This is a genomic window from Paenibacillus tyrphae (assembly GCF_000722545.1).
Lineage (GTDB): Bacteria > Bacillota > Bacilli > Paenibacillales > NBRC-103111 > Paenibacillus_G > Paenibacillus_G tyrfis.
Window position 1 is genome coordinate 76,005 of the sequence record NZ_JNVM01000017.1, and the last position, 24,745, is coordinate 100,749.

Annotated in this window: 24 protein-coding genes and 1 other annotated feature; of the genes, 7 read left to right on the forward strand and 17 right to left on the reverse strand. The window is 57.5% G+C overall.

Translation table 11 applies throughout. From position 1 onward, the window contains the following. Positions 1-5: 5 nt before the first annotated feature. The 3 genes from ET33_RS20790 to ET33_RS20800 form a co-directional block, all read right to left on the reverse strand. Positions 6-1,124, reverse strand: a complete 1,119-nt coding sequence (locus ET33_RS20790) for a radical SAM protein (protein WP_081890417.1) — start codon at positions 1,122-1,124, stop codon at positions 6-8. Between the two features lie 152 nt (positions 1,125-1,276). Then, entirely contained in the window at positions 1,277-2,086 is an 810-nt protein-coding gene (locus ET33_RS20795) for an ABC transporter permease (protein WP_036686203.1), read from the reverse strand. Between the two features lie 3 nt (positions 2,087-2,089). Continuing rightward, complete coding sequence (locus ET33_RS20800) at positions 2,090-2,896, reverse strand: ABC transporter permease (RefSeq protein ID WP_036686204.1); 807 nt, start codon at positions 2,894-2,896, stop codon at positions 2,090-2,092. A 516-nt stretch (positions 2,897-3,412) separates the two neighbouring features. Here ET33_RS20800 and ET33_RS20805 point away from each other — a divergent pair. Beyond that, positions 3,413-3,889 (forward strand): SRPBCC family protein, encoded by a 477-nt coding sequence (locus tag ET33_RS20805; RefSeq protein WP_036686206.1) that lies wholly within the window; start codon positions 3,413-3,415, stop codon positions 3,887-3,889. 315 nt (positions 3,890-4,204) lie between these two features. On the opposite strand, the gene ET33_RS20810 is transcribed toward ET33_RS20805, so the two are convergent. From ET33_RS20810 to ET33_RS20835, 6 genes are all read right to left on the reverse strand, one after another. Further along, entirely contained in the window at positions 4,205-5,053 is an 849-nt protein-coding gene (locus ET33_RS20810) for a hypothetical protein (protein ID WP_036686208.1), read from the reverse strand. Positions 5,054-5,139: 86 nt separating this feature from the next. After that, on the reverse strand, positions 5,140-6,210 hold the full coding sequence (locus ET33_RS20815) for a sensor histidine kinase (RefSeq protein WP_036686211.1): 1,071 nt from the start codon (positions 6,208-6,210) through the stop codon (positions 5,140-5,142). Beyond that, complete coding sequence (locus ET33_RS20820) at positions 6,207-6,944, reverse strand: response regulator transcription factor (protein WP_081890418.1); 738 nt, start codon at positions 6,942-6,944, stop codon at positions 6,207-6,209. The genes ET33_RS20815 and ET33_RS20820 overlap by 4 nt, the downstream gene beginning before the upstream one ends. A gap of 219 nt (positions 6,945-7,163) precedes the next feature. After that, positions 7,164-9,407, reverse strand: a complete 2,244-nt coding sequence (locus ET33_RS20825) for a heavy metal translocating P-type ATPase (protein WP_036686213.1) — start codon at positions 9,405-9,407, stop codon at positions 7,164-7,166. 100 nt (positions 9,408-9,507) lie between these two features. Then, positions 9,508-9,708, reverse strand: a complete 201-nt coding sequence (locus ET33_RS20830; protein WP_010493235.1) for a copper ion binding protein — start codon at positions 9,706-9,708, stop codon at positions 9,508-9,510. Between the two features lie 13 nt (positions 9,709-9,721). Beyond that, a complete protein-coding gene (locus ET33_RS20835) occupies positions 9,722-10,045 on the reverse strand; it encodes a metal-sensitive transcriptional regulator (RefSeq protein ID WP_036686215.1) in 324 nt (107 codons plus the stop codon). Between the two features lie 380 nt (positions 10,046-10,425). On the opposite strand from ET33_RS20835, the gene ET33_RS20840 reads away from it, so the two are divergent. From ET33_RS20840 to ET33_RS20865, 6 genes are all read left to right on the forward strand, one after another. After that, positions 10,426-12,018: an ABC transporter substrate-binding protein gene (locus ET33_RS20840; RefSeq protein ID WP_051775506.1), complete on the forward strand. Its 1,593-nt coding sequence runs from the start codon at positions 10,426-10,428 to the stop codon at positions 12,016-12,018. Positions 12,019-12,043: 25 nt separating this feature from the next. Next, entirely contained in the window at positions 12,044-13,030 is a 987-nt protein-coding gene (locus ET33_RS20845) for an ABC transporter permease (protein WP_081890434.1), read from the forward strand. Continuing rightward, entirely contained in the window at positions 13,027-13,896 is an 870-nt protein-coding gene (locus tag ET33_RS20850) for an ABC transporter permease (protein WP_051775478.1), read from the forward strand. The genes ET33_RS20845 and ET33_RS20850 overlap by 4 nt, the downstream gene beginning before the upstream one ends. A 58-nt stretch (positions 13,897-13,954) precedes the next feature. Next, positions 13,955-14,896 carry an ABC transporter ATP-binding protein gene (locus ET33_RS20855; protein ID WP_036686221.1) on the forward strand — a complete coding sequence of 314 codons (942 nt, stop codon included), beginning with the start codon at positions 13,955-13,957 and terminating at the stop codon, positions 14,894-14,896. Continuing rightward, positions 14,886-15,500 (forward strand): ABC transporter ATP-binding protein, encoded by a 615-nt coding sequence (locus ET33_RS20860; protein ID WP_036686224.1) that lies wholly within the window; start codon positions 14,886-14,888, stop codon positions 15,498-15,500. Before ET33_RS20855 ends, ET33_RS20860 begins: the two co-directional genes overlap by 11 nt. Before the next feature lie 100 nt (positions 15,501-15,600). Next, positions 15,601-15,824: a binding site (T-box leader), on the forward strand. 68 nt (positions 15,825-15,892) lie between these two features. After that, on the forward strand, positions 15,893-17,065 hold the full coding sequence (locus ET33_RS20865) for an aminotransferase class I/II-fold pyridoxal phosphate-dependent enzyme (RefSeq protein WP_036686695.1): 1,173 nt from the start codon (positions 15,893-15,895) through the stop codon (positions 17,063-17,065). Between the two features lie 27 nt (positions 17,066-17,092). Here ET33_RS20865 and ET33_RS20870 read toward each other — a convergent pair whose 3' ends face one another. The 8 genes from ET33_RS20870 to ET33_RS20910 form a co-directional block, all read right to left on the reverse strand. Beyond that, positions 17,093-17,902, reverse strand: coding sequence for a DUF3658 domain-containing protein (locus ET33_RS20870; protein ID WP_036686227.1), 810 nt, complete (start codon positions 17,900-17,902; stop codon positions 17,093-17,095). Then, a complete protein-coding gene (locus ET33_RS20875; RefSeq protein ID WP_051775479.1) occupies positions 17,902-18,609 on the reverse strand; it encodes an HD domain-containing protein in 708 nt (235 codons plus the stop codon). Before ET33_RS20875 ends, ET33_RS20870 begins: the two co-directional genes overlap by 1 nt. 135 nt (positions 18,610-18,744) lie before the next feature. Then, the gene (locus ET33_RS20880; protein ID WP_036686699.1) at positions 18,745-19,611 is read right to left on the reverse strand and encodes an alpha/beta fold hydrolase; all 867 of its coding nucleotides are present in this window, start codon (positions 19,609-19,611) and stop codon (positions 18,745-18,747) included. A gap of 118 nt (positions 19,612-19,729) precedes the next feature. Then, positions 19,730-20,086 (reverse strand): hypothetical protein, encoded by a 357-nt coding sequence (locus ET33_RS20885; RefSeq protein ID WP_036686229.1) that lies wholly within the window; start codon positions 20,084-20,086, stop codon positions 19,730-19,732. Between the two features lie 193 nt (positions 20,087-20,279). Further along, the gene (locus ET33_RS20890; protein ID WP_036686232.1) at positions 20,280-20,642 is read right to left on the reverse strand and encodes a response regulator; all 363 of its coding nucleotides are present in this window, start codon (positions 20,640-20,642) and stop codon (positions 20,280-20,282) included. Between the two features lie 767 nt (positions 20,643-21,409). Then, positions 21,410-21,994, reverse strand: coding sequence for a spore coat protein (locus tag ET33_RS20900; RefSeq protein ID WP_036686235.1), 585 nt, complete (start codon positions 21,992-21,994; stop codon positions 21,410-21,412). A gap of 211 nt (positions 21,995-22,205) precedes the next feature. Then, the gene (locus ET33_RS20905) at positions 22,206-22,841 is read right to left on the reverse strand and encodes a stalk domain-containing protein (protein WP_036686238.1); all 636 of its coding nucleotides are present in this window, start codon (positions 22,839-22,841) and stop codon (positions 22,206-22,208) included. Between the two features lie 190 nt (positions 22,842-23,031). Continuing rightward, positions 23,032-24,735, reverse strand: coding sequence for a hypothetical protein (locus ET33_RS20910; RefSeq protein WP_051775480.1), 1,704 nt, complete (start codon positions 24,733-24,735; stop codon positions 23,032-23,034). Between the last annotated feature and the right edge of the window lie 10 nt (positions 24,736-24,745).

The window sequence follows — 24,745 nt, forward strand, 5'->3', positions numbered from 1 at the left end:
TTCCTTTATTTTTCCGTCTTCGTCTTGAAGTTCAGACAACAGGCCTGACAGATCGGGAATGAATTTTTTTTCAAATAATTGCGGTATTGCTTATACTTCGGTCCGTTCCAAATATCGAGCAGCCGCTGCTCGTTGACGTTGCCCAGAGTCAAATCATAGAAGGCGTGACAGGAGGTCACGTCGCCTCTCGCATTGATCTCCGTGCTGAGCCAAGGGAACTCGCACCGCTTCTTGGCATGCGACAGCTTGTGACTGTTTCCGCTGAAATACAGCTCGACCGTCTCTTCGGTCATGTTTTGCGGGTAGGCATTGAAATAAACGCCCTTCTCCTTACAGTACTCCTCGATGTTGCGTACCTGACGGGAGATATCCTTTGCATTCATCTCGCTAAACTCGGATAATTCGCGGACGAAGCCCTTGGAAACAGCCGCATTCGTGTCCAGATCAAAATTATTTTTCAAAATATTCCGGTAATTCACGTGATCTTCAGGCGTAATAAACGACTGAAACTCCAAACTGATATGATCCAGCTTCGTAATATCCATGCTGTTGAAGAACAGCTCTTCCACATGCATATACGTCAGCGGGGTAATGATGAAGATCGTGCCGATCTTAGGAAACTCCTTGCCCTTCTCCTCCCGGAGCGCATGAAGCTTCTCAATGCCGCGGGTCGCTCTCTTGAATACGCCCTTGCCGCGCTGCTGGTCGTTAATCTCCTCCGGACCGTCCATCGACACCCACACGCGATGCGGCTCGTTCTCGATAATCATCTCCGCATGCTTCTCCAGCAGCGTTCCGTTGGTCGGGAAGGCGACTTGGCTTCCGTAATATTTTAATGTAGCCAGAACCTCGTCGATCTGCGGATACATCAAAGGTTCTCCGCCAAACAGATCGTAATACGGCTTGACCGGGCTGCAATCCTCGATAATTTGCTTAACCACTTTAATATCCAGCTGCGTTAACATCGTTCGTTCCTTGTAGGCGCCGTTATCGCCCCATTCGTAGCACATTTTGCACCTTAGATTGCAGGCCTCCAGAAGCTGCAGCCAAATCCATCGGGGCGCCGACGTACTCAAGAGCGGTGAAATCGTTGAAGCCGTGTCGTTGTGAAGTTGTACGGACATCGTCTAACCTCCTCCAATTTTCGAATCATTGTTGGTATAGGACCTGTCGATTCAGCCTAGACTGCCTCATCTGCGGAGCCTTCCCGCCTGCGTTTGGTTCCGGGTCGGCATCACCTCCTTATCGTAATTTGCTGCTTCAGACGAATGTTCCGCTACAAATTCGAGCTGCTGTACACGCCCAGCGCCCGCTTCCACAGGAAACGGACCAGCAGGAAGCAGACGACCGGCGCAAGCGCGCCCCAGGCCCATTCGGCGGCAGACAGCTTGCCGAGCACAAACATCGGGGCAAAGTTCGTAATCAAAAACACCGGAACGACAAACGTTCCTATCCGCTGTATCCACTTGTTGTACATGGATGCAGGCATATTGTTGGAATCCCATACGGAGTACGAAATCTCGCTGGCGGCCGACGTGTTCACGAACCAGAACGAGAGCAGCGAAGGAATGATCATAATGCAGTACGTAAGGACGGTTGCGGTCAGCAGAAAGATTATAAATCCGGCGACATGGAGCAGCGTCAGCGGAATGCCCGCGGCGCTCCAGCCGATCGCGATCATCACGGTGCCCGCAATCATATTCGGGATCGGCATCCCGACCTCGATATACCGCAAGGACACGAGAAATTGCAGCGAAATCGGCTTGACCATCATCAGATCGAGACTGCCCGTGCGGACATGATCGCTGAGACGCAGGAAATTGTTAAAGAACAAGCCCATGTAAATGCCCGTCAGCCATAAATGCGTTCCCATAAACATCAGAATCGTATCCGGCGACAGCCCGTTGATCCGCACATTCGTTTTGTACACGACGACCGCATACAGCAGCTTGGCCATCAGGAACGCCGCTTCGACGAATATGCCCGTTATGAAATTGAATCGGTATTCCATCTGGGAAATGACCGAGTTTTTGGCGAATAACGCCAGAATGTACAAGTGCCGCCGCAGTTCGGAAACGAAGTTCAAAGCTCAGCCTCCTAGCCCCAAGTACCGTTTCATCCCGCGCTTCCAGGCCAGATGGCAGACGATCAGCATCAGACCGATCCATAGGCCTTGTCCGGCGATGCCTTGCCATATAAGCCCGTCCGCTATTTTGCCGTTCAGGACGTTGACAGGGAAGTAAATCATATAGTGAAAGGGCAGGAAACGAAACAGCTGCTGCAGCCCTTCTCCGAAGATTTCAAGCGGAAACATGCCGCCGCTCATAATATTGACCAGCAGGCTGGTAACAACGAAAAAGTAGGAGATTTCCGACAACCAGAAGGCGCACGCGCAAAGGGCGTACGAGATCAGAAAGCTAAGAATGACAGACAGGCACAGGGAGAGGAAAAAAGCCAGCAATCGTTCAAGTCCGGTATGCTGCTTATAGAATGAGTTCAATGCGAAGGTTAGAGCCAGAATGACGAGCAGGGAAATCGCCACATAGATCAAGCGCTGCCCGATAAACGAGCAGATGCGGAAGCCAAAATACGCAATCGGCTTGACGATATATTTATTCAATCCGCCGCTTTTGATATCTTCGGCGATGGCGTGCTCCATATTCGTAATGACCAGCTTGGAGACGACGGCGGCCATGATCGTATACATGATCATCTCTTGATAGGAATAGCCGAACAAGCCGCTTTCTCCGGCGCTCGCGTACACCGCCGTCCATATGTAGTAATGCACGACGATCGGAAATACCGCGCTGAACAGAGAGAGAAAAAAATTAAAGCGGTATTCCAGCGAGCTTTGGAAGCCGATGCGGAACGCGACGACATACTTGTGATGAGCCATGGCGCTACCTCTCGCGGAGTCCGACGATGCCGTCTTCGGTCGTCGGTCCTCCATTTTGTGAGTGATGGGGAGTTGTCCGGAAACGATTGCTTGCTTGAACGACGTGCGGCTTTCGTCAAAATTTTTGGAAATCAACAATTTTTTCAGAAAAAACCGCCGTTTCTACATCTCGTCATACTCAAAGCACTTGACAAATTTCAGCATGACAAATATTACCTATTTTTCGAAAGAAATTACCGTATAACATGTAAAATTAACCCATTGCTTTCATTCATTGTATTGAAAAGCTGGGTACTTTGTCCATAGTGCACGGGGATCAATTGTACCCCAAGCGCTTGGCGAGAACGACGACATCTGATATCGACAGACAGCAAATGATGTAATATTGTGTCGGATACGGCCGATACGGCCGGAAGCGAGCTCAAGAATGTCATAATCCGCAATCGTTAAGAAATCCTAACCAATGTGACATGCTATAGTATAAGAAACGGAAGACGATAAAAGGGGAAATGAACAATGACAACACTGCACCAAGCACCGGTGTCAAAAGCGGAAATGCTTATTCGCAGACCGGTTGAAGAGGTATTCGAGGCTTTCGTCGAACCGGCGGTTACAACGCGATTCTGGTTCACCAAAAGCAGCGGGAGGTTGGAAGCTGGCAAAAGTGTCCGGTGGGATTGGGAAATGTACGGCGTTTCTACCAACGTCCATGTCAAAGAAGTCGAGGAGAACAGGCGCATTCTCATCGAATGGGAGGCGTCTTACGGCTTCACCACGGTCGAATGGATCTTTACCCGCCGGGCGGATAACGAAACCTTCGTGACGGTAACGAACACTGGGTTTCAAGGAGATGGGGATGACATCGTCAAGCAAGCGATCGACTCGACGGAAGGGTTTACGATCGTACTGTGCGGGCTGAAGGCGCTTCTTGAGCACAACATCGTCTTGAATCTGGTGTCGGATAAGGCTCCCGACGCCCATGTTAACCGGTAGGAGCCGGCTTATAAAGAATTAGACCGATTCAGCTTCTGCGAATCGGTCTTTAGGCTATTGAGAAAGTGGTTTTGACAAGAATAGAGAAACATACGGAGGTGGGGTATCCACTGTAGAAGCGATAGCGGCCGCCTTTGTCTTCGGGAAATGTCCGCTAATAAGCGGCTTCCAATCAAATTTCCCGATGACCCGGGGCCCCCGCAAAGTACTCGGCCTAAGCTTCCCTGATTCAACTTCACTTTGTGGGGTGGAGCAGCGGTCGGAAGTAGATACCCCACCCCCTCGTACACCTCTATTTCCCTCAATTGACCAAACTCAAGCGGGAACTTTCACGACAAAAGGAACGGTAAACACCTTGCCTTCGTGCTGGAACTGGCCCCATAGCTTATATACGCCGCTTTTCGGAAACTTCGTCATAAACTTGGCGTCCGGCCCGGAAGCCTTCTCCTCCATCGGATGGACGTGCAGATACTGCTCGGCATCGGCGCTCAAAATAACCACATGCCCGACCGCGCCGAGATAAGGCTGAAGATTCGTCACCGGCTGCTTCGAAGCGGCGTCACGAATCGTAAAGGTCAGGTTCGCGTCCATTCCCGCCATCAGGTGATCGATCGCAAGCGTGACTTCTTTGCCGTCTACCGTCTTGACCAGCGTGGACTCGGGTTCGATCGCCGCGGCTGCGGGCGCATCGCCCTGTACGCTGATCCATTGCGTCTGCGTCATCGTTCCTTGGCCTGTCGGCACGAAGTCCGCAAGCAGCTTATAATCGCCGCCGCCCGGAAACTGCGTCGTGATGTCGAACCGGCCGCCGCCCTTATAGTCGGGGTGAATGTGGTTGAAGAACGACAGGTCTTTGCTGACGACGATCAAGTGAAGCTTCTTCTCGTGCGTGATGTCGAAGTTTTCCACCGGCTTGTTGTTTTTGTCCGTAATCTGAATCGTAAGCGGGGTATCGCTTCGTGTCTGCGGCTTCTCCGGCGTCAGCTTGAAGGTCGTGACGACCTCTGCGCTCTTCGGCGCTTCGGACGCCCCGCCTCCGTGATTGCCGTGCCCGGCTTCTTCCTTCGGAGCCTCCTTCGGGGCCGAGGCTTCTTTCCCCTGCTGGCCGCACGCGCTCAGCAGCAACGCCGTACCCAGCAATGTCGCAATGGCTGCTTTTTTCATAAATACCCTCCTGTTTTCTCTCGGTTGTTTTTAGTGTAAGGGAACCTTTTGAAGATCTTGTGAAGATCATCACTCTCCGCGGAGCTTTATCCCGGAAAACAAATCCGCACCGCCGTCCCCCGGCTGACCTCGCTCTCGATTTCCATGTGTCCGCCGTGTGCTTCCATCAGTCTCCGGGCGATGGTCAGTCCGATGCCGCTTCCTCCCGTGGTGCGATTCCGTGACTTGTCCGTACGATAGAACCGTTCGAACACATAAGGCAGCTCCTCGGCGGAAATGCCGATCCCGGTGTCCGCGACGACGACCCGCGCCTCGCCGAAGGCGTGCTCCACCGTCACCTCGACTTGTCCCCCGGAGGGCGTATACTTCCATGCGTTGCTGAGCACATTCGCCAAAATTTGCCCGACCCGCCGCCGGTCCGCTTGGACCAGTACCGGTTGTTCCGGGGCGGCGAACCAAAGAGAGACCTTTTTTTGCACGAACGCGGCTTTAACGGTCTCCACGCTCTGAGCCGCGATGGCCGACAAGTCTTCCGTCTGCAGGCGAAGCCGAAAATGAGGTGAGTCCATTTGCGTCAGCTGCTCCAAATCGCCGACCAGATGACTCAGCCGCTCGACCTCCTCGTGACAAGACCCGAGCCGGACCTGCGTCGGCTCCCAGACGCCGTCCATCATCGCTTCCATATGGCTCTTCAAAGTGGCCAGCGGGGTGCGAAGCTCATGGGCGACGTCGGCCGTCATCGTCTTCCGCAGGCGCTCCTGCTTCTCCAACTGCGCAGCCAGCGCGTTAATCGCTTGCGCCAAATTGGCCAGCTCGTCGTTCCCGCGAACCTCCGTACGGGCTTCCAGCTCGCCTCCGGCCATGCGGACCGCCATCGCTTTCATCGCCATGAGCGGCGCAGCCATCCGCTTCGCCGCGTACAAGCCGGCCAAGGCCGCCAAGACGATACCTCCGGCGGCAATCCAGACGATCGACTGGACAATCGCCTGCTCCAGATGCGCATTGAACATCACCATATCCGCGCTCGCTGCCGCCTGCTGCTGATACATCATAAAATGACGGTGCGCCTGCACGAGCAGCACCGTAAGCGCCATGATCAAAATCCCGCACGTTAATCCGATAAATACAAGCGCAAATCTGGCATACAACCCTCTCACGGCAAAACGCCTCCGGCAAACCGGTAGCCTGCGCCGTACACCGTCACGATATACCGCGGCGCTTTCGGAACCGGCTCGATCTTCTGCCGCAGGTTTTTGACATGCTGGTCTACCGTGCGCTCGTCGCCTTCGAAGTCGAAGCCCAGCACCTTCTCGATCAGCTCGTCTCTCGTAAAGCAGCGCTCCGGGTGGCGAGCAAGCGTAAGCAGCAGCTTGTATTCGTTGGGCGTTAGAGCAACCGGATCGCCATCCTTGTATACTTCGCGCTTTAACGTTAGAATAACCAGCTCGCCGCCGCCGAACGCCATCCGGTCCGCCAGCAAAGCGTCGTCCTGCGTGCGGCGCAGGATTGCCCGGACCCGGGCGGCCACCTCCCGCGGACTGAACGGCTTCAGCACGTAGTCGTCCGCGCCGATGGACAGCCCGGTCACCCGGTCGTTCTCGGACACCTTGGCCGTCAGCATCAGGACCGGTAGCGAGGACCTTAGCCGGATGCGCCGGCATACCTCCTCGCCGGACATGTCGGGCAGCATCAGGTCCAGGATGACGAGATCGACCGCCTCCCGCTCCAGCACGTCCAACGCTTCCGAGCCGCTGGCGGACTCCAGCGTGCGGTACCCGTCCTTTTGCAGATAAGAAGTGACGACATCCCTGATTTTTGCCTCGTCGTCGACCATGAGAATCGTCTTGTTCACCGCGGCTTTGCAGCTCCTTTCCGATCCTGCCGTATTCATCGAAAGAAGGGCGCCCGGTAACCGGGCACCCGCCTTCCGCTCTACCTGAAAGTCCGGTGAATAACAGGCCGCTGCGCAACCAAAGCATTCTTCCGATCGCTGTTGTTCCCGGATTTCCGGATGATATAACCCCTCTTAAGGTTGAAATCCGGAAACAAAGGCGACCACTTCGTTTCTACAAAATGCTTTCGGTTGCTCCACTCGTTATTCACCGAACTTTTAGAGCTTCACCTTCTGCAATCGGAGCGCGTTGAGCACCACCGATACCGAGCTCAGCGCCATCGCGGCTCCCGCCACCCACGGGGCAAGGAAGCCCAGCGCGGCGATCGGAATACCGAGCGTATTGTACGCAAGTGCCCAGAACAGATTTTGCTTGATGTTAGCCATCGTTTTCCGGCTCATCGCCGCGGCGTCCGGCAAGCGGATGAGATCGCCCTGCATGAGCGTCACGTCGGCCGCTTCGATAGCGATGTCTGTCCCCGTGCCGACAGCGATCCCGACGTCGGCCGTCGCAAGCGCCGGCGCATCGTTGATGCCGTCTCCGACCATGGCGACCTTGCGCCCTTCCGCCTGCAGCTTCTTGACTTCGGCCGCCTTCCCTTCCGGCAGCACCTCGGCCAGCACGCGGTCGATACCCACTTGGCGGGCGATCGCCTCCGCCGTCCGGCGGTTGTCGCCGGTGATCATGATGACCTCGATGCCTTCCTGCTTCAGGCGGGCGATCGCCTCTTGCGACGTTTCTTTGACCGCGTCGGCGACCGCAACCATGCCGGCATACTGCCGGTCCACGGCGATCAGCATGGCGGTCTTGCCTTCCGATTCCAGCCGCTCCATGGTACCCTCGGCCTGTGCAAATTCGATCCCTTCGCGACGAAGCAGCTTGCGCGTGCCAACCAGTACCTCGCGGGCTTCGACGACGGCGGCGATACCATAGCCCGGTATGGCCTCGAACCGTTCCGCCTCGGAGAACGCGATGCCTTTCGAGCGGATGCCTTCCACAATCGCTTCTGCCAGCGGGTGCTCGGATTGCTTCTCCGCGGAAGCGACCAGACGCAGTACCGTCGCTTCGTCCGCAGCTTCGATACTCACGTCGGTTAGCTCCGGCTTGCCTTTGGTGACCGTTCCGGTTTTATCCAGCACGATCGTATCGATCCGGTGCATCGATTCCAGATGCTCTCCACCCTTGAACAAAATCCCGAACTCCGCCGCGCGGCCCGATCCGGCCATAATGGAGGTCGGCGTCGCAAGCCCGAGGGCGCAAGGGCATGCAATGACGAGAACGGCAATCGCTTTCTCCAGCGCATTGGCGAATTCGCCCGGAACAACCGCAAAATACCAGATCAAGAACGTAAGCACCGCAATCCCGACGACGATCGGCACGAAGATGCCGGAGATCCGGTCGGCCACCCGCTGAATCGGCGCCTTCGAGCCTTGGGCGTCTTCGACGACCCGGATAATTTGCGCCAGCGCCGTTTCTTTGCCGACCTTGGTCGCTTGGATCCGCAGGCTGCCGTTCCGGTTGACGGTCGCGCCGATGACGGCGTCGCCGGGCTTTTTCTCGACCGGAATGCTTTCGCCGGTCAGCATCGATTCGTCGACCGCCGACATGCCGTCAAGAACGATGCCGTCGACCGGAATTTTCTCGCCCGGCTTCACCAGCACGACGTCCCCGGCCAGCACCTCTTCCACCGGCACGCTCAGCTCGACGCCGTCGCGGACGACAAGCGCCGTTTTGGCCTGCAGGCCCATCAGCTTCTTGATCGCTTCCGAGGAGCGGCCTTTCGCCAGCGCCTCGAACCATTTGCCCATCACGATCAACGTGATCAGCACGGCGCTCGTCTCGTAATACATGGAAGGCATGCCATGGTGCGACGGAGAGCCGGCCGCAGCCCACGCCAGCGTCAGGTACAGGCTGTAAAAATAAGCTGCCGACGTGCCCAGTGCGACGAGTACGTCCATGTTCGCGCTTTTGTTGCGCAGCGCTTTGTAAGCGCCGGTATAGAACGGCAAGCCGATGATGAACTGCACCGGCGTCGCGAGCGCAAGCTGCACCCATGGATTCATCAGCGCTTCCGGCAAATAAATCCACGAGGTGAACGAAAAGTGGCTGACCATCGCCCACAGCAGCGGGAACGAAAGAATGGCGGAGAAAATCAGCTTCGTGCGGTGCGCGGCAATTTCTTTTTGCCGGTGGTCGCCGCCGTCCTCCCGTTCCTCCTTCAGCCCCGCTTTATAGCCGAGCTGCTCGACCTTCCGGATCATTTCGTCCACCGATACCGCCTGCCCGGAGTATTCGACGTGAGCTGTCTCCAACGCAAAATTCACGGTCGCTTTCCCGACGCCGGGCAGCTTGTTCAAGCCCTTCTCGATCCGGTTCGCGCAGGCTGCGCAGGTCATGCCCGTAATGGCAAGCGAGGCTTGCTGCTGATCCGGCTGCTGCTGTTGTTCCAATCGCTGTTCCATAGCTAAGCACCTCTCCTCAAATATACCCGTATGGGGTATATTTTAATCAAAAAAAGAGAGCGGCCGGAGCCGCATCTCGGCAAAACCGGTGAATCCCGGATTAAACCACGTCGTAGCCTTGGTCTTCAATCGCGGCTTTGATCGCATCCGGATTCGTTTTCGACTCCTCATACTGCACTTGAACGGATTTTGCGGCCAAGTCGACCTTGCCGGTTGCTCCGATGTTCTTCAAAGCGCCCTCGATGGAATTCACGCAATGATTGCAGGACATGCCTTCAACTTTCAATGTAATAGTTTGCATAGGGGATCTCTCCTTATTTCATTAATTTTTGGATGGTGGTAAGCAGCTCTTCAACGACTTCGTGCTCACCCGCTTGGATGCGTTCGATCACACAGGACTTCATATGGCCTTCGAGCAGCAGCTTGCCGACGCCGTTCAGCGCCGATTGGATCGCGGCGATCTGGTTAAGAACGTCGTCGCAATACGTGTCTTTCTCGATCAAGCCCTTCACGCCCCGGATCTGGCCTTCGATGCGGTTCAACCGGGTGATGAGATTGGCTTTGACTTTATCGGAATGATGGCTTTTTCTCTCGCTGTCCGTGGAGCAGCAATGTTCCGCCTCCGTAATGTTATCCATTGTGTTCCCTCCTCTTGACTTTATATTACTATACCCCCCTACCCTATGTCAACGGGTGAATTGCATTTTTTTTCAAGCAGCCGTCCGGCTTTAGTTTTCCATTTCCTAGGCTATTCTAAACCAAGCCTGAGCGGTTGCGTCGTCCCCATTCCTCAAAAAAAGTTGCATTCCCCCGCTGGAGAACGATGGCTTTTTCTCCAAGACAGCTGCGAAAAATCCAACGTGTGCGCAGAACCGGCTGTGGTGTCCAAGCCTCCCGACTTTTTTGTCCGTTCGTAGTGACTCCCCCTAGAGCGTGTGCTACAATATTATTAAATCGTGACACGATGAAAAAAGACAACCTACGGATTTGGAGTTGAGAAAACGTGAACAAGCCCGCAATGTTTAGGGTGATCGTGTGGGGACTTATCCTTGGCCTTATCTTAACCGGATGCGCCCCGACCGCTAAGAAGGAAGAATCCCCGGTGGCCGCAGCCAAAGACGAGCTGATCTTGGCCGTCGGCTCCGAGCCGGAAGCCGGCTTCGATCCGACCACCGGCTGGGGACGGTACGGCTCGCCGCTGTTTCAAAGCACGCTGCTGAAACGGAATGCCGAGATGAAAATTGTAAACGATCTGGCCACCGGCTACGAAGTGAGCGGCGACGGGACAGTATGGACCGTCAAGCTGCGGAACGACGCGAAGTTTTCCGACGGCAAGCCGGTCACGGCCGCCGACGTGCAGTATACGTTCGAAGCGGCGTCCAAAAACGGCTCCATTATCGACCTCACGAATATGAAAAGCGTCGAAGCCGCGGACGCCGCCACGGTCAAGTTTACGCTCAAAGAGCCGCAATCGACGTTCCTGACGCTGCTCGTACAGACGGGCATCGTGCCGAAGCACGCCCACGGCCAAGACTATGCCCAGAAACCGGTCGGGTCCGGGCCGTACAAGCTCGTGCAATGGGACCGGGGCCAGCAGGTCATCGTCGAGGCGAACCCCGATTATTACGGTCCGAAGCCGTTTTTTAAAAAGCTTACATTTCTGTTCCTGAACGAAGATGCCGCTTATGCCGCCGCTAAAGCCGGAAAAGTGGACGCCGCTTACATCCCCGCCGCCTTCAGCAAGCAGCCGGTCGCCGGGATGCGGGTCGAAGCCGTACATACCGTAGACAACCGGGGCATCGTGTTCCCTTATCCCCGTTCCGGGAGTATCACGAAGGACGGCAATCCCATCGGCAACGATGTGACGGCCGATATCGCGATCCGCAAAGCCGTCAACACGGCGATCGACCGCAAAGCGCTCGTCCAAGGCGTACTGGAAGGACACGGCACGCCGGCCTACACCATCAACGACCGGCTCCCCTGGTGGAATCCGCAGACGGTCACCCCCGACGCCGATGTCGAAGGCGCGAAGAAGCTGCTCGCAGAGGCGGGCTGGAAAGACGCCGACGGCGACGGCATCTTGGAGAAGGGAGCGCTCAAAGCGCAATTCCCGCTCATCTACCCTTCGGGCGACGTGACGCGGCAATCGCTGGCGCTGGCTGTGGCCGACATGCTGAAGCCGGTCGGCATCCAAGTTAATGTCGATGGCAAAAGCTGGGACGATATCAAGAAGCTGATGCATTCCAGCGCCGTCATGATGGGCTGGGGCAGCAACGATCCGCTCGAAATGTACAACGTGTACAGCAGCAAATACCGCGGCGTCGAATATTACAACAACGGGTATTACAGCAATCCGACGGTCGATGCTTGGATGGATAAGGCGCTCCGGGCCACGAAGGAAGAGGACGCCTGGGAATTTTGGAAAAAAGCCCAATGGGACGGCACGACCGGCGTTAGTGCACAGGGCGATGCGCCATGGGCGTGGCTGGTCAACATCGACCATCTCTATTTGGTTAAGGACAAGCTGGATATCGGGAAGCAGCGCATTCATCCGCACGGCCACGGCTGGCCGGTAACGGACAATATCGAAGAATGGAAATGGAACAACTAGGCCCGGAAAATGAGGTTATAAGATGATGCGCAGCTTGCTTACGTTTTTAGGCTTGAAGGCGGTCCGGCTGGTCACTTTGCTGGCGGCGATCAGCGCGATTTCCTTCGTGCTCGTAAACGCCTCACCCATCGATCCGATTCAAGCCTATGTCGGGGCCGACATCATGCGGGTGAGCCCGGAGCAGCGGCAGCAGATCGCCGAGCATTGGGGACTCGACAAGCCGCCGGCCGAACGATTCGCGAATTGGGGGGCGGCCCTGCTGCAGGGCGACCTTGGTACCTCCATGATTTACCGCCGACCGGTGGCGGAGGTGATCGGAGATCGGTTCGCAGGTTCGCTGGCGCTGATGTGCGCCGCCTGGCTGCTGTCCGGCCTGCTCGGATTTGCGGCAGGCAGCTTGGCCGCGATGAAGAAAGATACGTGGATCGACCGGCTGATCCAATGGTACTGCTATACGCTGGCCTCCACGCCCGCGTTCTGGATGGGCCTGCTGCTGCTTCTGCTGTTCGGGGTGTGGCTGGGCTGGTTTCCGGTTGCGCTGGGCGTCCCTGCCGGGGTGCTGGCTCAAGAGGTTACATGGAGTGACCGGGTGCAGCATATGATCCTGCCCGCGCTGACCTTAAGCATCGTCGGCATCTCGAACATCGCGCTGCATACGAGGCAAAAGCTGCTCGACGTGCTCGCCAGCGACTACGTGCTGTTCGCCCGGGCCCGCGGCGAGCGCGGCTTCCGGCTGTTCCGGCGGCATGGCCTGCGCAATATCGCGCTGCCCGCTCTGTCGCTGCAGTTCACCGCGTTCAGCGAGCTGTTCGGCGGGGCGGTCTTGGCCGAGCAGGTATTTTCCTATCCCGGCCTCGGACAAGCCACCGTCGAAGCGGGGCTGCGGGGCGACGTTCCGCTGCTGCTCGGCATCGTGCTGTTCAGCGCCCTGTTCGTGTTCACCGGCAATCTGATCGCGGATTTGCTTTACCGCTTGGTCGATCCGCGAATCCGGGAGGGACGGGCGCTATGAATAAGATACAAACGTCCAGCGGTTCGGCGCACTTTCGCCCCCGGGTGCGGCTCGGCCGGAGACATCGGGCGCTGATCGCGGCGATCGGCGCGGCCGTGCTGATTGTGGGAACCTTGCTCATCGGGCTGCTGCTCAGCCCGGACAACCTGTCCACCCGGCTGGAGTGGCGCAATCTTCCACCGTCGCTGCAGCACCCGTTCGGCACCGACTGGCTCGGGCGGGATATGTTTACCCGCACTCTCAAAGGCCTTGCACTGAGCGTGCAGGTCGGCTTGATCGCCGCCGCTTGCAGCGTGGTCATCGCAACGGCGCTGGGGCTCATCGCCGCGACGATGGGCCAGACGGCCGACCGGATCGTCGCATGGTTGATCGACTTATTTTTGAGCGTGCCGCATCTCGTCACGCTCATTCTGATCGCGTTCGTCTGCGGCGGCGGCATGCGCGGCATCGTGATCGGCGTCGCCCTGACGCATTGGCCGAGCTTGGCGCGGGTCATCCGCGCGGAGGTGCTGCAGCTGCGCAACGCCGAATTCGTGCAGATTTCGCGGCGGCTCGGGCAGTCCCGCTGGCAAGTGGCGACGCGGCACATGCTGCCTCACCTGCTGCCGCAGCTGCTCGTCGGGCTGCTGCTGCTCTTCCCGCATGCGATACTGCACGAAGCCGGCGTGACGTTTATCGGCCTGGGCCTGTCGCCGCACCAACCGGCGATCGGCATTATTTTGTCCGAGTCGATGCGGTATTTGTCGACCGGCATGTGGTGGCTGGCCGTCTTCCCCGGCCTCTGCCTGCTGATCGTCGTCCGGGCGTTCGACCGAGCCGGGGAAAGTCTGCGTCTGCTGCTCGATCCGCGGAACCCGCAGGACTGAAGCAACAGGCCCCGCAGCATGACAAAAAGAGGAGGCTCGGCGCAACGTGCCTGAATCTATGCCTGAACATATTCATGTCCCTGTACTTGAAGTGAACGACTTCTCCGTCGCTTTCACGCGATATGACCGCGGACTGCGCCAATCTACAGTGGAAGTCATCCGCAGCCTGCATCTTACGGTCGGACGGGGCGAGCTGCTCGCAGTCGTCGGATCGAGCGGCTCCGGCAAAAGCCTGCTCGCTCACGCCATCCTCGGCATCTTGCCGGACAATGCTGCCGTCTCCGGGACGCTGCGGTACGAAGGCGAGCCGCTGACGCCCGCCCGACAGGAGGCGCTGCGCGGCAAGGAGATTGCGCTGGTGCCGCAATCGGTCAATTTCCTCGACCCGCTGATGCGGGTGGGCGACCAAGTGCGGAGCTCGGTACGCGAGGGCGATGCCGACGCCACAGTCCGCCGCATCTTCGACCGCTACCGTCTCGCCCCCGGGATCGAGCGGCTGTACCCATTCCAGTTGTCGGGCGGTATGGCACGGCGGGTGCTCGTCTCGACGGCGACGGTCGGCGGCCCGCGGCTCGTCATTGCCGACGAGCCGACGCCCGGTCTCGATCCCGCGGCGGTGCGGGAAACGCTAAGCCGGTTCCGCGAGCTGGCGGACGAAGGCTGCGCCGTGCTGCTTATCACTCACGACATCGAGTCGGTGCTTCCCTTTGCCGACAACGTCGCCGTCTTTTATGCCGGGACGACGGTCGAAACGGCGCCCGCCGGCGACTTCTCCGGCGACGGAGCGCAGCTGCGCCATCCGTACAGCCGGGCGCTTTGGCAGGCGCTGCCGCAGAACGGCTTCACGCCGATTCCCGGCGTCCAGCCGCATCCGTCCGCGCTGCCGCCGGGCTGCTTGTTCGCGCCGCGCTGCGCCGGGGCCGGCCCGGATTGCAGCCGCGAGCGGCCGGAGATGCGGAAGCTGCGCGGCGGAACGGTGAGGTGCATCCATGCGACTTGAAGCGCGAGGCCTCGGGTACCGGCGCGGCCGGGACGCCTGGCTGTTCCAGGGTGTCGACCTTACGCTAACGCCGGGGGAAATAACCGGCCTCGTCGGTCCGAGCGGCTGCGGCAAGACGACGCTCGGGCGGCTGCTGGCCGGGTATGAGGAGCCACCGGAAGGGCGCATTACTCTAGGCGGCAATCCTATCCCGCGCAGCGGCTACCATCCGGTGCAGCTCGTCTTCCAGCACCCGGAGAAGGCGGTCAATCCGAAGTGGCCGATGCACCGCGTCCTGCGCGAAGGCGGAGAACCCGATCCGTCGCTGCTGGACGCGCTGGGCATCGAGCAGGAGTGGCTCCGCCGCCGGCCCGGCGAATTGTCCGGCGGCGAGCTGCAGCGGTTCTGCGTCGCGCGGGCGCTTGGACCGCATACGCGGTTTCTCATCGCCGACGAAATGACGACGATGCTCGACGCGATCACGCAGGCGCAAATTTGGCAGGCCGTGCGCGCGATCGCCCGGCAGCGCCAGCTCGGCGTACTCGTCGTCAGCCACGAACCGGGCTTGATCCGGCATCTCTGCACCGACGTCGTGAACTGGAACGAGCTTACAGGTACGGACTGAACTCCGGATGGTCCAATGTGCTGTCGCGGCGAAACTGCCCAAAGAGAACGATTGACAGCCGAAAACGACCCGTGCTATAGTACTGTTAATTTATTTTTCATGAAAGACAACGATGGGGAAAGTAAGCACGGCGTATTTCCAAGCGACCCGGGGAAGGTGCGAGCCCGGGAAAGAAGCCCTGCCGAAAGCCACCCTGGAGTCGCCCTCTGAAGCTTGCAGCCGTAGGAGTTGGCCGGTGATCCGCCGTTATAGGACCGAGTGGACTTCGTATGTAGTGGAGTCAACGAGGGTGGTACCGCGTGAGCAACAGCTCTCGTCCCTTTTTTTGGGGACGGGGGCTTTTTTATTTGCAAATTTGCACGAACAAATCCATGAAAAGCTGGTGAATGGTCATGACTTTAAATTGGTCCGAACGCATCTCTCCCGTCATCCGGGATATGCCGCCGTCCGGCATCCGGCGGTTTTTCGATCTCGCGTCGGAGATGACCGGCATTATTTCGCTCGGCGTCGGGGAGCCCGACTTTGTGACGCCTTGGGCGATCCGGGAAACGGGGATTCAGTCTTTGAGGCAAGGGTACACGATGTATACGTCCAACGCGGGCTTACTGGAGCTGCGTGAGGAAATTGCCGCTCACCTGCATGGATTTTACGGTGTGCATTACGAGCCCCGCAGCGAGGTGCTGGTTACAGTCGGGGTCAGCGAAGCGGTCGATCTTGCTTTGCGCGCAATCGTGCATATCGGGGACGAGGTGCTGATCGCCGAGCCGTGCTACGTCTCGTACGCGCCATGCGTCACGATGGCGAGCGGCGTGCCGGTTCCGCTGACCACGACGGCGGACAACGATTTCCGGCTGACCGCCGCGCAGGTGGAAGCCGCGATCACGCCGCGGACCAAGGCGCTGCTGTTCAACTATCCGAACAATCCGACCGGCGCGACGATGCCCCGGGAGGATCTGCTCGAAATTGCCAAAGTCGTGGAAAAGCATAACTTGATCGTCATTTCCGACGAGGTGTACGACAAGCTGACTTACGAGGGTGAGCATACATGCTTTGCGGCGCTGCCGGGGATGCGGGACCGGACGATTTTGCTGAACGGCTTCTCCAAAGCGTACGCCATGACCGGCTGGCGGCTCGGGTATGCTTGCGGACATTCCGAAGTTATCGCGGCGATGACCAAAATCCATCAATACACGATGATCTGCGCGCCCATTACGGTGCAGAAAGCGGCTATCGAAGCGCTCCGGAACGGCACGGAGGAAATGAAGGAAATGGTCAGCTCGTACAATCAGCGGCGGCGGCTTGTGCTGAAAGGCTTCCAAGAGATCGGCCTGCCCTGCTTCGAGCCCCGGGGAGCCTTCTACGCCTTCCCGTCGATCCGGCACACGGGCCTTTCCTCCGAGGCGTTCGCCTGGCGGCTGCTGGAGGAGACGAAGGTTGCGGTCGTACCCGGCAACGCTCTCGGCTCCGCCGGAGAAGGCCATATCCGCTGCTCCTATGCCTCTTCCGTAGAAAATTTGACCGAGGCGATCGAGCGGATGGGCCGCTTCCTGAAGCAGTTCGAGTAATATGGGTCGTTCCCCATGGGAAGCGGGCTAACCGGCCGAATCCGCAGGCGTTGCAAGCTTTACGGCGTAATCATGCATGGCTTCCAGTGAGCCCGTATAGATGAGAATGCCCCGTTCGATTAAACGGCGAAGCCGATATTCGATCCAGCTATGGGAAATCGGACGGTCCAAAGCATGAAAAAGAATTTCCTCGATCAGCAGTCCGATTTTAACCCAGCCCTGGGCCTCTGCCTGTAGGGTACGGACGCCCTGAACGATCGTTTCGTCGAAATAGCTTTCATCCGCCGTCCGAAGGTTACCATTCTCGTAGATACGAAGCAAGCCCGCTTCTTCTACCAGTCTCCGCCAGTCTTGGATAAGCCACTCTCTGGTCCACGGCGCAAGCGGCCCCGCATTACCGATCCACGAAGCCAATTCGTCGGTGGCGGCTTCCCCGGTATGGCGGAGCCGTCCTTCGGAAGCGACGGTGACGTTCATGACGGATACGGTAACGTCGGGCGGCAGGGAAGCAAGCACGGCGCGAAGCCCGGTTTGTTCAAAAACGTTGTCGGCTGCCCAGATCACGACAGGAACCGGATTCGCGGAAAGACGGGAGAGCCATTCCCGCCAAGCTTCCATGTTGCTTTTCAGATAGGGCAAGTATTGCCGGGCCTCCTCATTGGCAATGGTTTCCTCCCATCGAAGACGCACTTTCTCCCAATTCTGCGAGGCCGCGCAAACCGGAGGACCCGACATCAAATCGTCTTCCCAATGAATCACCGACTTGTCGGGCCTGGTTCCCATGGCAACCTTTAAACAGCCTTTCGCTGCCGCACCGAAGACGATCTGGACCGTCATCAGAACGTTGTCTCAGTCGGTGAGGTGGTCTCCCCGGCGGGGTCAAACGCTCCATCCACCGCGTCCCATTCGTTATAAAACTGCTCCAAATACCGCTCCATAAAGCGGTGGCGCTCCTCCGCCAAGGCGCGGGCGGCGGCCGTGTTCATCAAATCCTTGAGCTTCAGCAGCTTCTCGTAAAAGTGATTGATCGCCGTTCCCGGGTGGCTGCGGTACTCCTCCGGCGTCATGTGCTCCCGGACCGGCAGCTCCGGGTCGTGCATCGGCCGGCCTTTCCAGCCGCCATAAGCGAACACCCGGGCAATACCGATGGCGCCAATCGCATCGAGTCGGTCCGCATCCTGCACGATCCGGCCTTCGGCGGTACGCATCGGCTGACCGCGTCCTCCTCCAAAGGACATCGTCGAAATAATGTCCACGACATGCGCACGGTCCGCTTCGTCCGTTCCCGCTTCGGCGAGCCAGTTCTTTACCTTTTGCAGTCCGGCTTCCTTGCTCGGATTCAGCTTTTCATCCGCTACGTCGTGCAGCAGGGCCGCCAGCTCGCAGATGAACGTGTCCGCCCGTTCGACCGCCGCCAGCCGCTTGGCCGTGCGGGTCACTCGGACAATATGCCACCAATCGTGGCCGCTGCTGTCTCGTTCCAATTCGGCTCTCGCATAAGCGGCGGCCTGCTCCAGCAGCTTTTCTCGTTTGATCGGGTCCATAAGCGTATTCATCCTCTCCGAGTTTTGTATCGTCTCGCTATTGTACTATGCCTCAGAGTGGCGCGCAAAGAAGGCCGCAATCGCACGGATTGCCGCCGGGTGAGAAATCCCTGCGTGAATCATCGAGCCGGACGCCTACACCTCCGTCGTCTCTTCGGCCAGCGGCATATCCGGCGGGGGAAAAGTCGGCAAGGACGGTGCCTGCTGGCGGGATTTGTCCGCCGTCTTCCAAGGATGGCGCTCGTCGATCCATTGGCGGATTAACGTATTTACCAACGACGCCGATTTGGTCGGAAGCTGGTGGCCGACCTTGGGCAAGAAATGCAGCGTGCTGTCGGGCAGGCTGCGGTGGAGGATATGGGCATACCGATGAAATTCTTTATCTTTCTCCCCGTATAAAAGCAGGATAGGCGTTTGAATCTGCCCCAGCTTCTCCGTGCAGTTGTACGTCAGGCTGCACTTGAAATAGTCGTTCACGTTCCGCAGCTGTCCTTCCTTAGCCGTGCGGTAAAGACGCCGGAACGTCTTCCATTTGTTCGAGTTGCCCCAGGCGATAACCGCCGCGACAATCCGTTTGGCGCGAAGCCCCATCAGCCCGACCGCCGCCCAAACCTCGCTGCGCCGGTACCAGTCGCTTAACTCCGACATGCCGCTGATCAGAATCGCCCCGTAGAACCGGTCGGGATAGCGGAGCAGCGCTTCCAACGCGACCGATCCGCCGGTCGAATACCCGCACAAATAAGCTTTTTTCAGCTCCAAATGGTCGAGCAGCCCGCGAATGTCTTCCGCCAGCAGGGTGTATGTAAGCTGCTCCGAGGACTGCCCGCTCTGTCCGTGGCCGCGAATATCGAACGCAATAATCTGGTACCTGCCCGAAAGCTGCTCCAGCTGATCCGCAAAGTTGCTGCTCGTCAGCATCGGAGGATGAATGAACACGATCGGAACGCCGGAGCCTTTCACTTTATAGTACATCGTCGTTCCGTTAATCTTGGCGAATGGCACGACCGCTTCACATCCTTTCTTTTCCAAATTGGAAGGGAAATTGCAATTCCTAGCATGCCCTTCCCCTTCGCAAAAGATGCGCGCTCCCGTTCCCGCCGCCCTTTTCTGCCCCGGATGCTCAAGATTCCATGATTAACGTAAGTCCGCAGGACGGGCATTCCCGCTCTTCCGCCGTCACACGTGTCAAACAGGCTGGACACTGCTCAATAGCTCCCGCTTGTGCGCAGCATACGTCGTCTTGCGGCAGCGGCGTGTCCAGATCGGCCAAACTCTCGAACCAGTTGCTTACGGGCTGACCGTCGACTTCAAGTACCTGCAGCTCATCCGACGGAAACCAGCGGATGATTCCGTTCCTGTCGCAGACCGCTGCCACCGCGCCAAGTAGGCCCGCTCTCTGCGCTTTGTAAGCACCGAATCCCGGGCCCAGAAAAAGATATTTCCGCCCGCTCGGTTTATGCCATACGATCGTTGCCACCGGTCCATCCTCCCGCCTTATGTTACATTTACCCATTAGACCTGACGAACCGCGAAAAGGTTGCTCCGCTTGCAAAAAAACCGGCCGTTCCGCCATTGAGCGAAAACGACCGGTTTTTCATTTATAAGGAAGAGAATGCGATTCGAACCCGTTATGGATACGGCAGTCGGTAACCCCGATGCCGCCGGGCGTGTTACAAGCCGAGCACCTTGTTGACCGACTCGATGACGCGGTCTTTTTGAAACGGCTTGACGACAAAATCTTTCGCTCCCGCTGTAATGGCTTCCAGCACCATGCCCTTTTGGCCCATGGCCGAGCACATGATGATCTTCGCGTTCGGGTCGTGCTTGCGGATTTCTTTGACCGCTCCAACCCCATCCAGCTCGGGCATCGTAATATCCATCGTGACCAGGTCGGGCCGGGCGGACAAATAAGTGTTGACCGCCTCCATGCCGTTCGTCGCTTCCGCCACCACTTCGTGCCCTTCCTCCGTCAGCATCGTTCGCAGCATCATCCGCATGAAAGCGGCATCATCAACTACCATTACTTTAGCCATAGGCAAGACCCCCAACCGTCTAAGGTGATGTTGTATCCCTATTATGACAGAGCTTTATTAGGAAACTGTTAGGTTAAGGAAGAATTTGCCCATTTTTTTGCTAAAAATTATGAAAAAGCTTGAGGGTATCAGCCAGTTCTTCTCCTCTAAATGCACAATTTAAATCCTGGCAGTACACATGTCCAATCACTGTAAATATCATTAACGTATGTTTATAACGTAGTGAATCCCTATGGAAAGGAATGGAGCGTACGTATCTTTTACAGGCCACGGCCTGGGAACTACTACAACAGCCGTTATCCTAGTTTTATTAATTTTTCTAATTATTGTAATTTCATCTTTGTGTATTTAAAAACATGATGAATGTTGAGGTGATGTTAAATGGCAAACCAAAAAAAACAGATTAAAAATGCAAAAGCAGTTCGTACAAGCGCGAAAAAACAAAATAAAAATGCGAAAACCGTTCGTACAAATGCATTCTCCCCATTCCCGTTCGAATCACCCGGATTCGAGCGATTCGAAGAAAGATTCGAGCCATTCGAGCGATTCGAGCCGCGGTTCGAGTCAGCGAGATTCGAACGGTTTGAGGAATTTTTTGAACCCCGATTCTTTGGAAGAGGATTTTTCTAACTTCTTGCTTTTTCCTCAAGCCTCCTGCGAATCCAAAATTCGTTGGTGGCTTCTTTTTCTGCCTGGCTTTCAAGCACAAAAAAACCGGGTTCTCGCGAACAAGAGAACGACCGGCTTCCCAAAAGCAGCGGTGGCTGTTATTGAAAATGCGTCTGGTAAGGCTGCTGGGGCTCCGCAGGCTGCACAGCTTGGATCATGGTGCGCATCGTATGGTCGGCCAGCTGCGGGGCTTGGTAGAAGCCCTTGTAGTTCATGTATTGGAACATTTCCCAAGCCATCTCCTGGCAAATGTTCGCCGAGGTCGCATGGTACTGGCGAATTTGCGGATCTACGCATTCGCAGGCCCACAGCATGGCGACGGCCGAGCCGGTTTTGTGCAGATTCAGCGCAATTGTCGCGATGGACCCATCGGACAGCTGCGTCGCGTTCGGATTCGGCCCAGGCATGGACGGCTGCTGCAGTCCGGCTTGCGGTCTTTCGTAAATGCGCAGCTCCGGCGTATGCGGCGTCGTCATGGCGATGCCTCTGCCTTGCAGCAGGCCGATACCGTAATCGTAGCCCTCCAGCATCCGTCGCTGCTGATTGAACAAAATATCTTTCAAGTGCGTATCCTGCGCCATCGCGAACAGAACGCCGTACAGTTCAATGTGCGCCGCTTTCGTGCGGACCGCCTCTTGGGTTTCCAGAAATTCGTGGGCGGCAAAACGTTGCTGCGTGTGCATAAAAACCTCCTGAACTGGAATGGAAATTTCGGAACACCGATAGTATGTCCAAAGATTGGAAACCATTATGCGCACATATCCAAAATTTTGAAGATGGCCGCATCCAACAGCGTTCATCCCGCGCCTAATGTGATAGATTTCACAAGATAAAACTCGATGTACTCCCCATCGCGCGAAAAATAAGCCGGTCCCGAAAGGAACCGGCTCCAGCCTAGTTTGCGGCGGCAGACCCGCTTGTAGAGCCGTCGGGGTACACGGTGAAGGAGGAGACGCTGCGCGTGCCGTCTGCAGCTTTTTTCGCCGTCCACAGCTCGTACCGGTCGACTTGTCCGCCTGCGTTCCAACGAATGAACAGCTGCCCCTCCAAGTCGCCGCGGCTCAAGCCGTCGGCGTCAGCGCTGAGACCGCCGCTGCTGTAGCCGGCCGATGCTCCGAAGTCGTAGCGCCACAGCTGCTGCTTGGAGCTGTCAATCAGCGTCAGGAAGGACGGTTCGCCCAGCACGCTCTTCACGTCTTTGGCCTCCATACCGCGTTCGAGGCGGTACGTTGCCGCCCATATTTTTTTCTGCGCGTCACTGGCATTCTTCGGCTCGGAAACGACCGAAACGGTACGGGCTTCCGCGTCATAGACAGCCCCGGCCCCCAAGTTCTCGGCCATGAAGCGAAGCGGCACATAAGTATGGCCGTCATAATTCAAAATCGCGAACCGGGAGCCCGTATCGCGAACCTCTCCATTGAATTTCATTTTTACGGGAAATAGCGTCGCCCGGATTTCATCCGAGGCGTAAACGGCGGTGGAAGCGGCAAGCACGGCTCCGCAGAGCAGTCCAAGTATAAATTTTTTCATGAGTTCCTCCTTGGATTCGTTGTTGCGGTCCTATTCATTATACTAGGGATATGACGAGGTTGGCATGGAAAAAGGTTACAAAATGTTAGTCAAGAGGGGGGAAACGAAACGGACGGGGGTTAGTTGCTGAGGAAGCATACGCAAAAACCCGGAACGCGCACAAGAGCAGCGCAGTCCGGGTTTCGCTCATTTATAAAGCGGACAGCATCGTATCCATCAGAGCCGGCTTCAGCCGCATGCTCAGCCGCAGCGGCCCGCCCTCGGAAGGAGCCGGGCATTCCACGAATGCCGCTTGTTCCTTTAAGGTTAGCTTGAAGCTGCACGAAACGCGCTCCTCGGCGAATGTACAGACCGCCAGCGCCCCCGCTTGGCACAAAGATTCGAAATCGATCGTCCGGTTTATCCCGCTATAGAAAACGCAATCCACGTACAGCCGGTCCTCCTCGCGGCTCCATTCCCAGCGGGCCGATGCCTCGCCCAGCGACGCGAACACGGGCCGGATGTTAAGCACATGGCGGCCGACCGTCACATGCAGTTCTCCCTGAAGATCCTGCTCGACCTTCGCATCGCAACCGCCTCCGCCGATCTCAAACCGCAGCCGCAGGTCCTTGGCTTCGATCGATCCGCGGATACGGTCCAGACTGTTATGCGTGTCTCCGCCGTTCGTGCTGAAGCCGATGCCGAAGAGGACCCGGTTTTCCCGCTGCACGGAAGTAAAGACGGCGGCGGCATAATCGTAGCCGTCATGCAGACAGCGCAGCCACACATAGGACGTGCCTTGCTCGTCGGATACATAAGCCAGCAGATTGCGGCGTTGATTCCACATGTTTTCGCGGCTGACCGAGCCGATGCACAACGTTTCGGTTTGGTAGAACGACGCTGTTTTCTCGATGCCTTTTTCTTCGTTCCGGTAAAAAACTTGGGCGTGAGTGCGGACGGACGGCTCCGTAAACAGAGGCACAACTTCGTCCGGGCATCCGATCGGACTGCCGTACCACTGCGGATCGTAAGCAAGCTCTTCCTCCGTCAGCCATTCGACGCGGCCCTGCAGCGCAATCTGAAGAAAGGACCGCACAGAGGGCGACAACGTCGTGTCGTAGCTGCGGGCATGCGGGCCGCCCCATTGACGGGTTGCGGGATGAAAATGATTGGCAACCGCCCCCCACGCCAAATGGAGCAGCTTCGCGGCAAGCGTCTTTATTTCCGGCGATTTCGCCCAGGCGTACAAATCCGACAGCTCGACAAGAGCGACCTTCGTATAGGTCGGGCTGTTGTATTCCTCGAACGCCCCAAGGCGCATCGTATATTCGTAAAAGGCGTGCAGCCGCTGCCGGCCGTAGACGGCAAAAGCTTCCTGCCCGTACATTTCGCCGGCGATCAGCGTGACGAAAGCGCCCATGATCGCGATGTTGGTGTAGCCCGGCCCCACATTGCGCGCGATAATCGCTTCGCAGGCACGAAACACCGCTTCGCGTAGCCGTTCCTTCAACGCTTCGGGAAGCCGGTCTTCGTGCTTGCGCACGGCCAGCAGCAATTGCTTGCCACAGAAGTCGGCCCAGTTCCAGTCGGGCGGGCGCATGTCGCCGAGCGGCTCCTCGTAAAACCACGACCAGATGCCGTACGTCGGCAGGCTGCGGTCCGTCTCCTGGAGCGCGATAACGCGGTCCAGAATCGCGCAGGCCCGCTCCAGCTCCGCTTCCCCGCCGCCGTCCAGCAGGGCGACGGCATACCCTAGCGATTCCCGGGTCGGATGCACGAAAGGAACATCCTTCAGCGCCGTATGGTAGCCCGGGCTGCTGAACGGAACGCGCAGCAGCCGGAGATCCTCGTTGTACTCCTGCTTCTGCAGCCACCGCTGCAGAAGCCTCCGTTCAAGATCGGAATGGGTAAGCATGGTTTCTCTC

Bases quoted from the DNA above. Each gene is read 5' to 3' on its own strand.
- ET33_RS20855 (WP_036686221.1), top strand. From the start codon at position 13,955: ATGCCTGAACATATTCATGTCCCTGTACTTGAAGTGAACGACTTCTCC.
- ET33_RS20850 (WP_051775478.1), top strand. From the start codon at position 13,027: ATGAATAAGATACAAACGTCCAGCGGTTCGGCGCACTTTCGCCCCCGG.
- ET33_RS20875 (WP_051775479.1), bottom strand. From the start codon at position 18,609: ATGGACCCGATCAAACGAGAAAAGCTGCTGGAGCAGGCCGCCGCTTAT.
- ET33_RS20865 (WP_036686695.1), top strand. From the start codon at position 15,893: ATGACTTTAAATTGGTCCGAACGCATCTCTCCCGTCATCCGGGATATG.
- ET33_RS20900 (WP_036686235.1), bottom strand. From the start codon at position 21,994: ATGCACACGCAGCAACGTTTTGCCGCCCACGAATTTCTGGAAACCCAA.
- ET33_RS20845 (WP_081890434.1), top strand. From the start codon at position 12,044: ATGCGCAGCTTGCTTACGTTTTTAGGCTTGAAGGCGGTCCGGCTGGTC.
- ET33_RS20860 (WP_036686224.1), top strand. From the start codon at position 14,886: ATGCGACTTGAAGCGCGAGGCCTCGGGTACCGGCGCGGCCGGGACGCC.
- ET33_RS20805 (WP_036686206.1), top strand. From the start codon at position 3,413: ATGACAACACTGCACCAAGCACCGGTGTCAAAAGCGGAAATGCTTATT.
- ET33_RS20890 (WP_036686232.1), bottom strand. From the start codon at position 20,642: ATGGCTAAAGTAATGGTAGTTGATGATGCCGCTTTCATGCGGATGATG.
- ET33_RS20835 (WP_036686215.1), bottom strand. From the start codon at position 10,045: ATGGATAACATTACGGAGGCGGAACATTGCTGCTCCACGGACAGCGAG.
- ET33_RS20825 (WP_036686213.1), bottom strand. From the start codon at position 9,407: ATGGAACAGCGATTGGAACAACAGCAGCAGCCGGATCAGCAGCAAGCC.
- ET33_RS20910 (WP_051775480.1), bottom strand. From the start codon at position 24,735: ATGCTTACCCATTCCGATCTTGAACGGAGGCTTCTGCAGCGGTGGCTG.
- ET33_RS20905 (WP_036686238.1), bottom strand. From the start codon at position 22,841: ATGAAAAAATTTATACTTGGACTGCTCTGCGGAGCCGTGCTTGCCGCT.
- ET33_RS20800 (WP_036686204.1), bottom strand. From the start codon at position 2,896: ATGGCTCATCACAAGTATGTCGTCGCGTTCCGCATCGGCTTCCAAAGC.
- ET33_RS20840 (WP_051775506.1), top strand. From the start codon at position 10,426: ATGTTTAGGGTGATCGTGTGGGGACTTATCCTTGGCCTTATCTTAACC.
- ET33_RS20820 (WP_081890418.1), bottom strand. From the start codon at position 6,944: ATGAATACGGCAGGATCGGAAAGGAGCTGCAAAGCCGCGGTGAACAAG.
- ET33_RS20790 (WP_081890417.1), bottom strand. From the start codon at position 1,124: ATGTCCGTACAACTTCACAACGACACGGCTTCAACGATTTCACCGCTC.
- ET33_RS20870 (WP_036686227.1), bottom strand. From the start codon at position 17,902: ATGACGGTCCAGATCGTCTTCGGTGCGGCAGCGAAAGGCTGTTTAAAG.
- ET33_RS20830 (WP_010493235.1), bottom strand. From the start codon at position 9,708: ATGCAAACTATTACATTGAAAGTTGAAGGCATGTCCTGCAATCATTGC.
- ET33_RS20810 (WP_036686208.1), bottom strand. From the start codon at position 5,053: ATGAAAAAAGCAGCCATTGCGACATTGCTGGGTACGGCGTTGCTGCTG.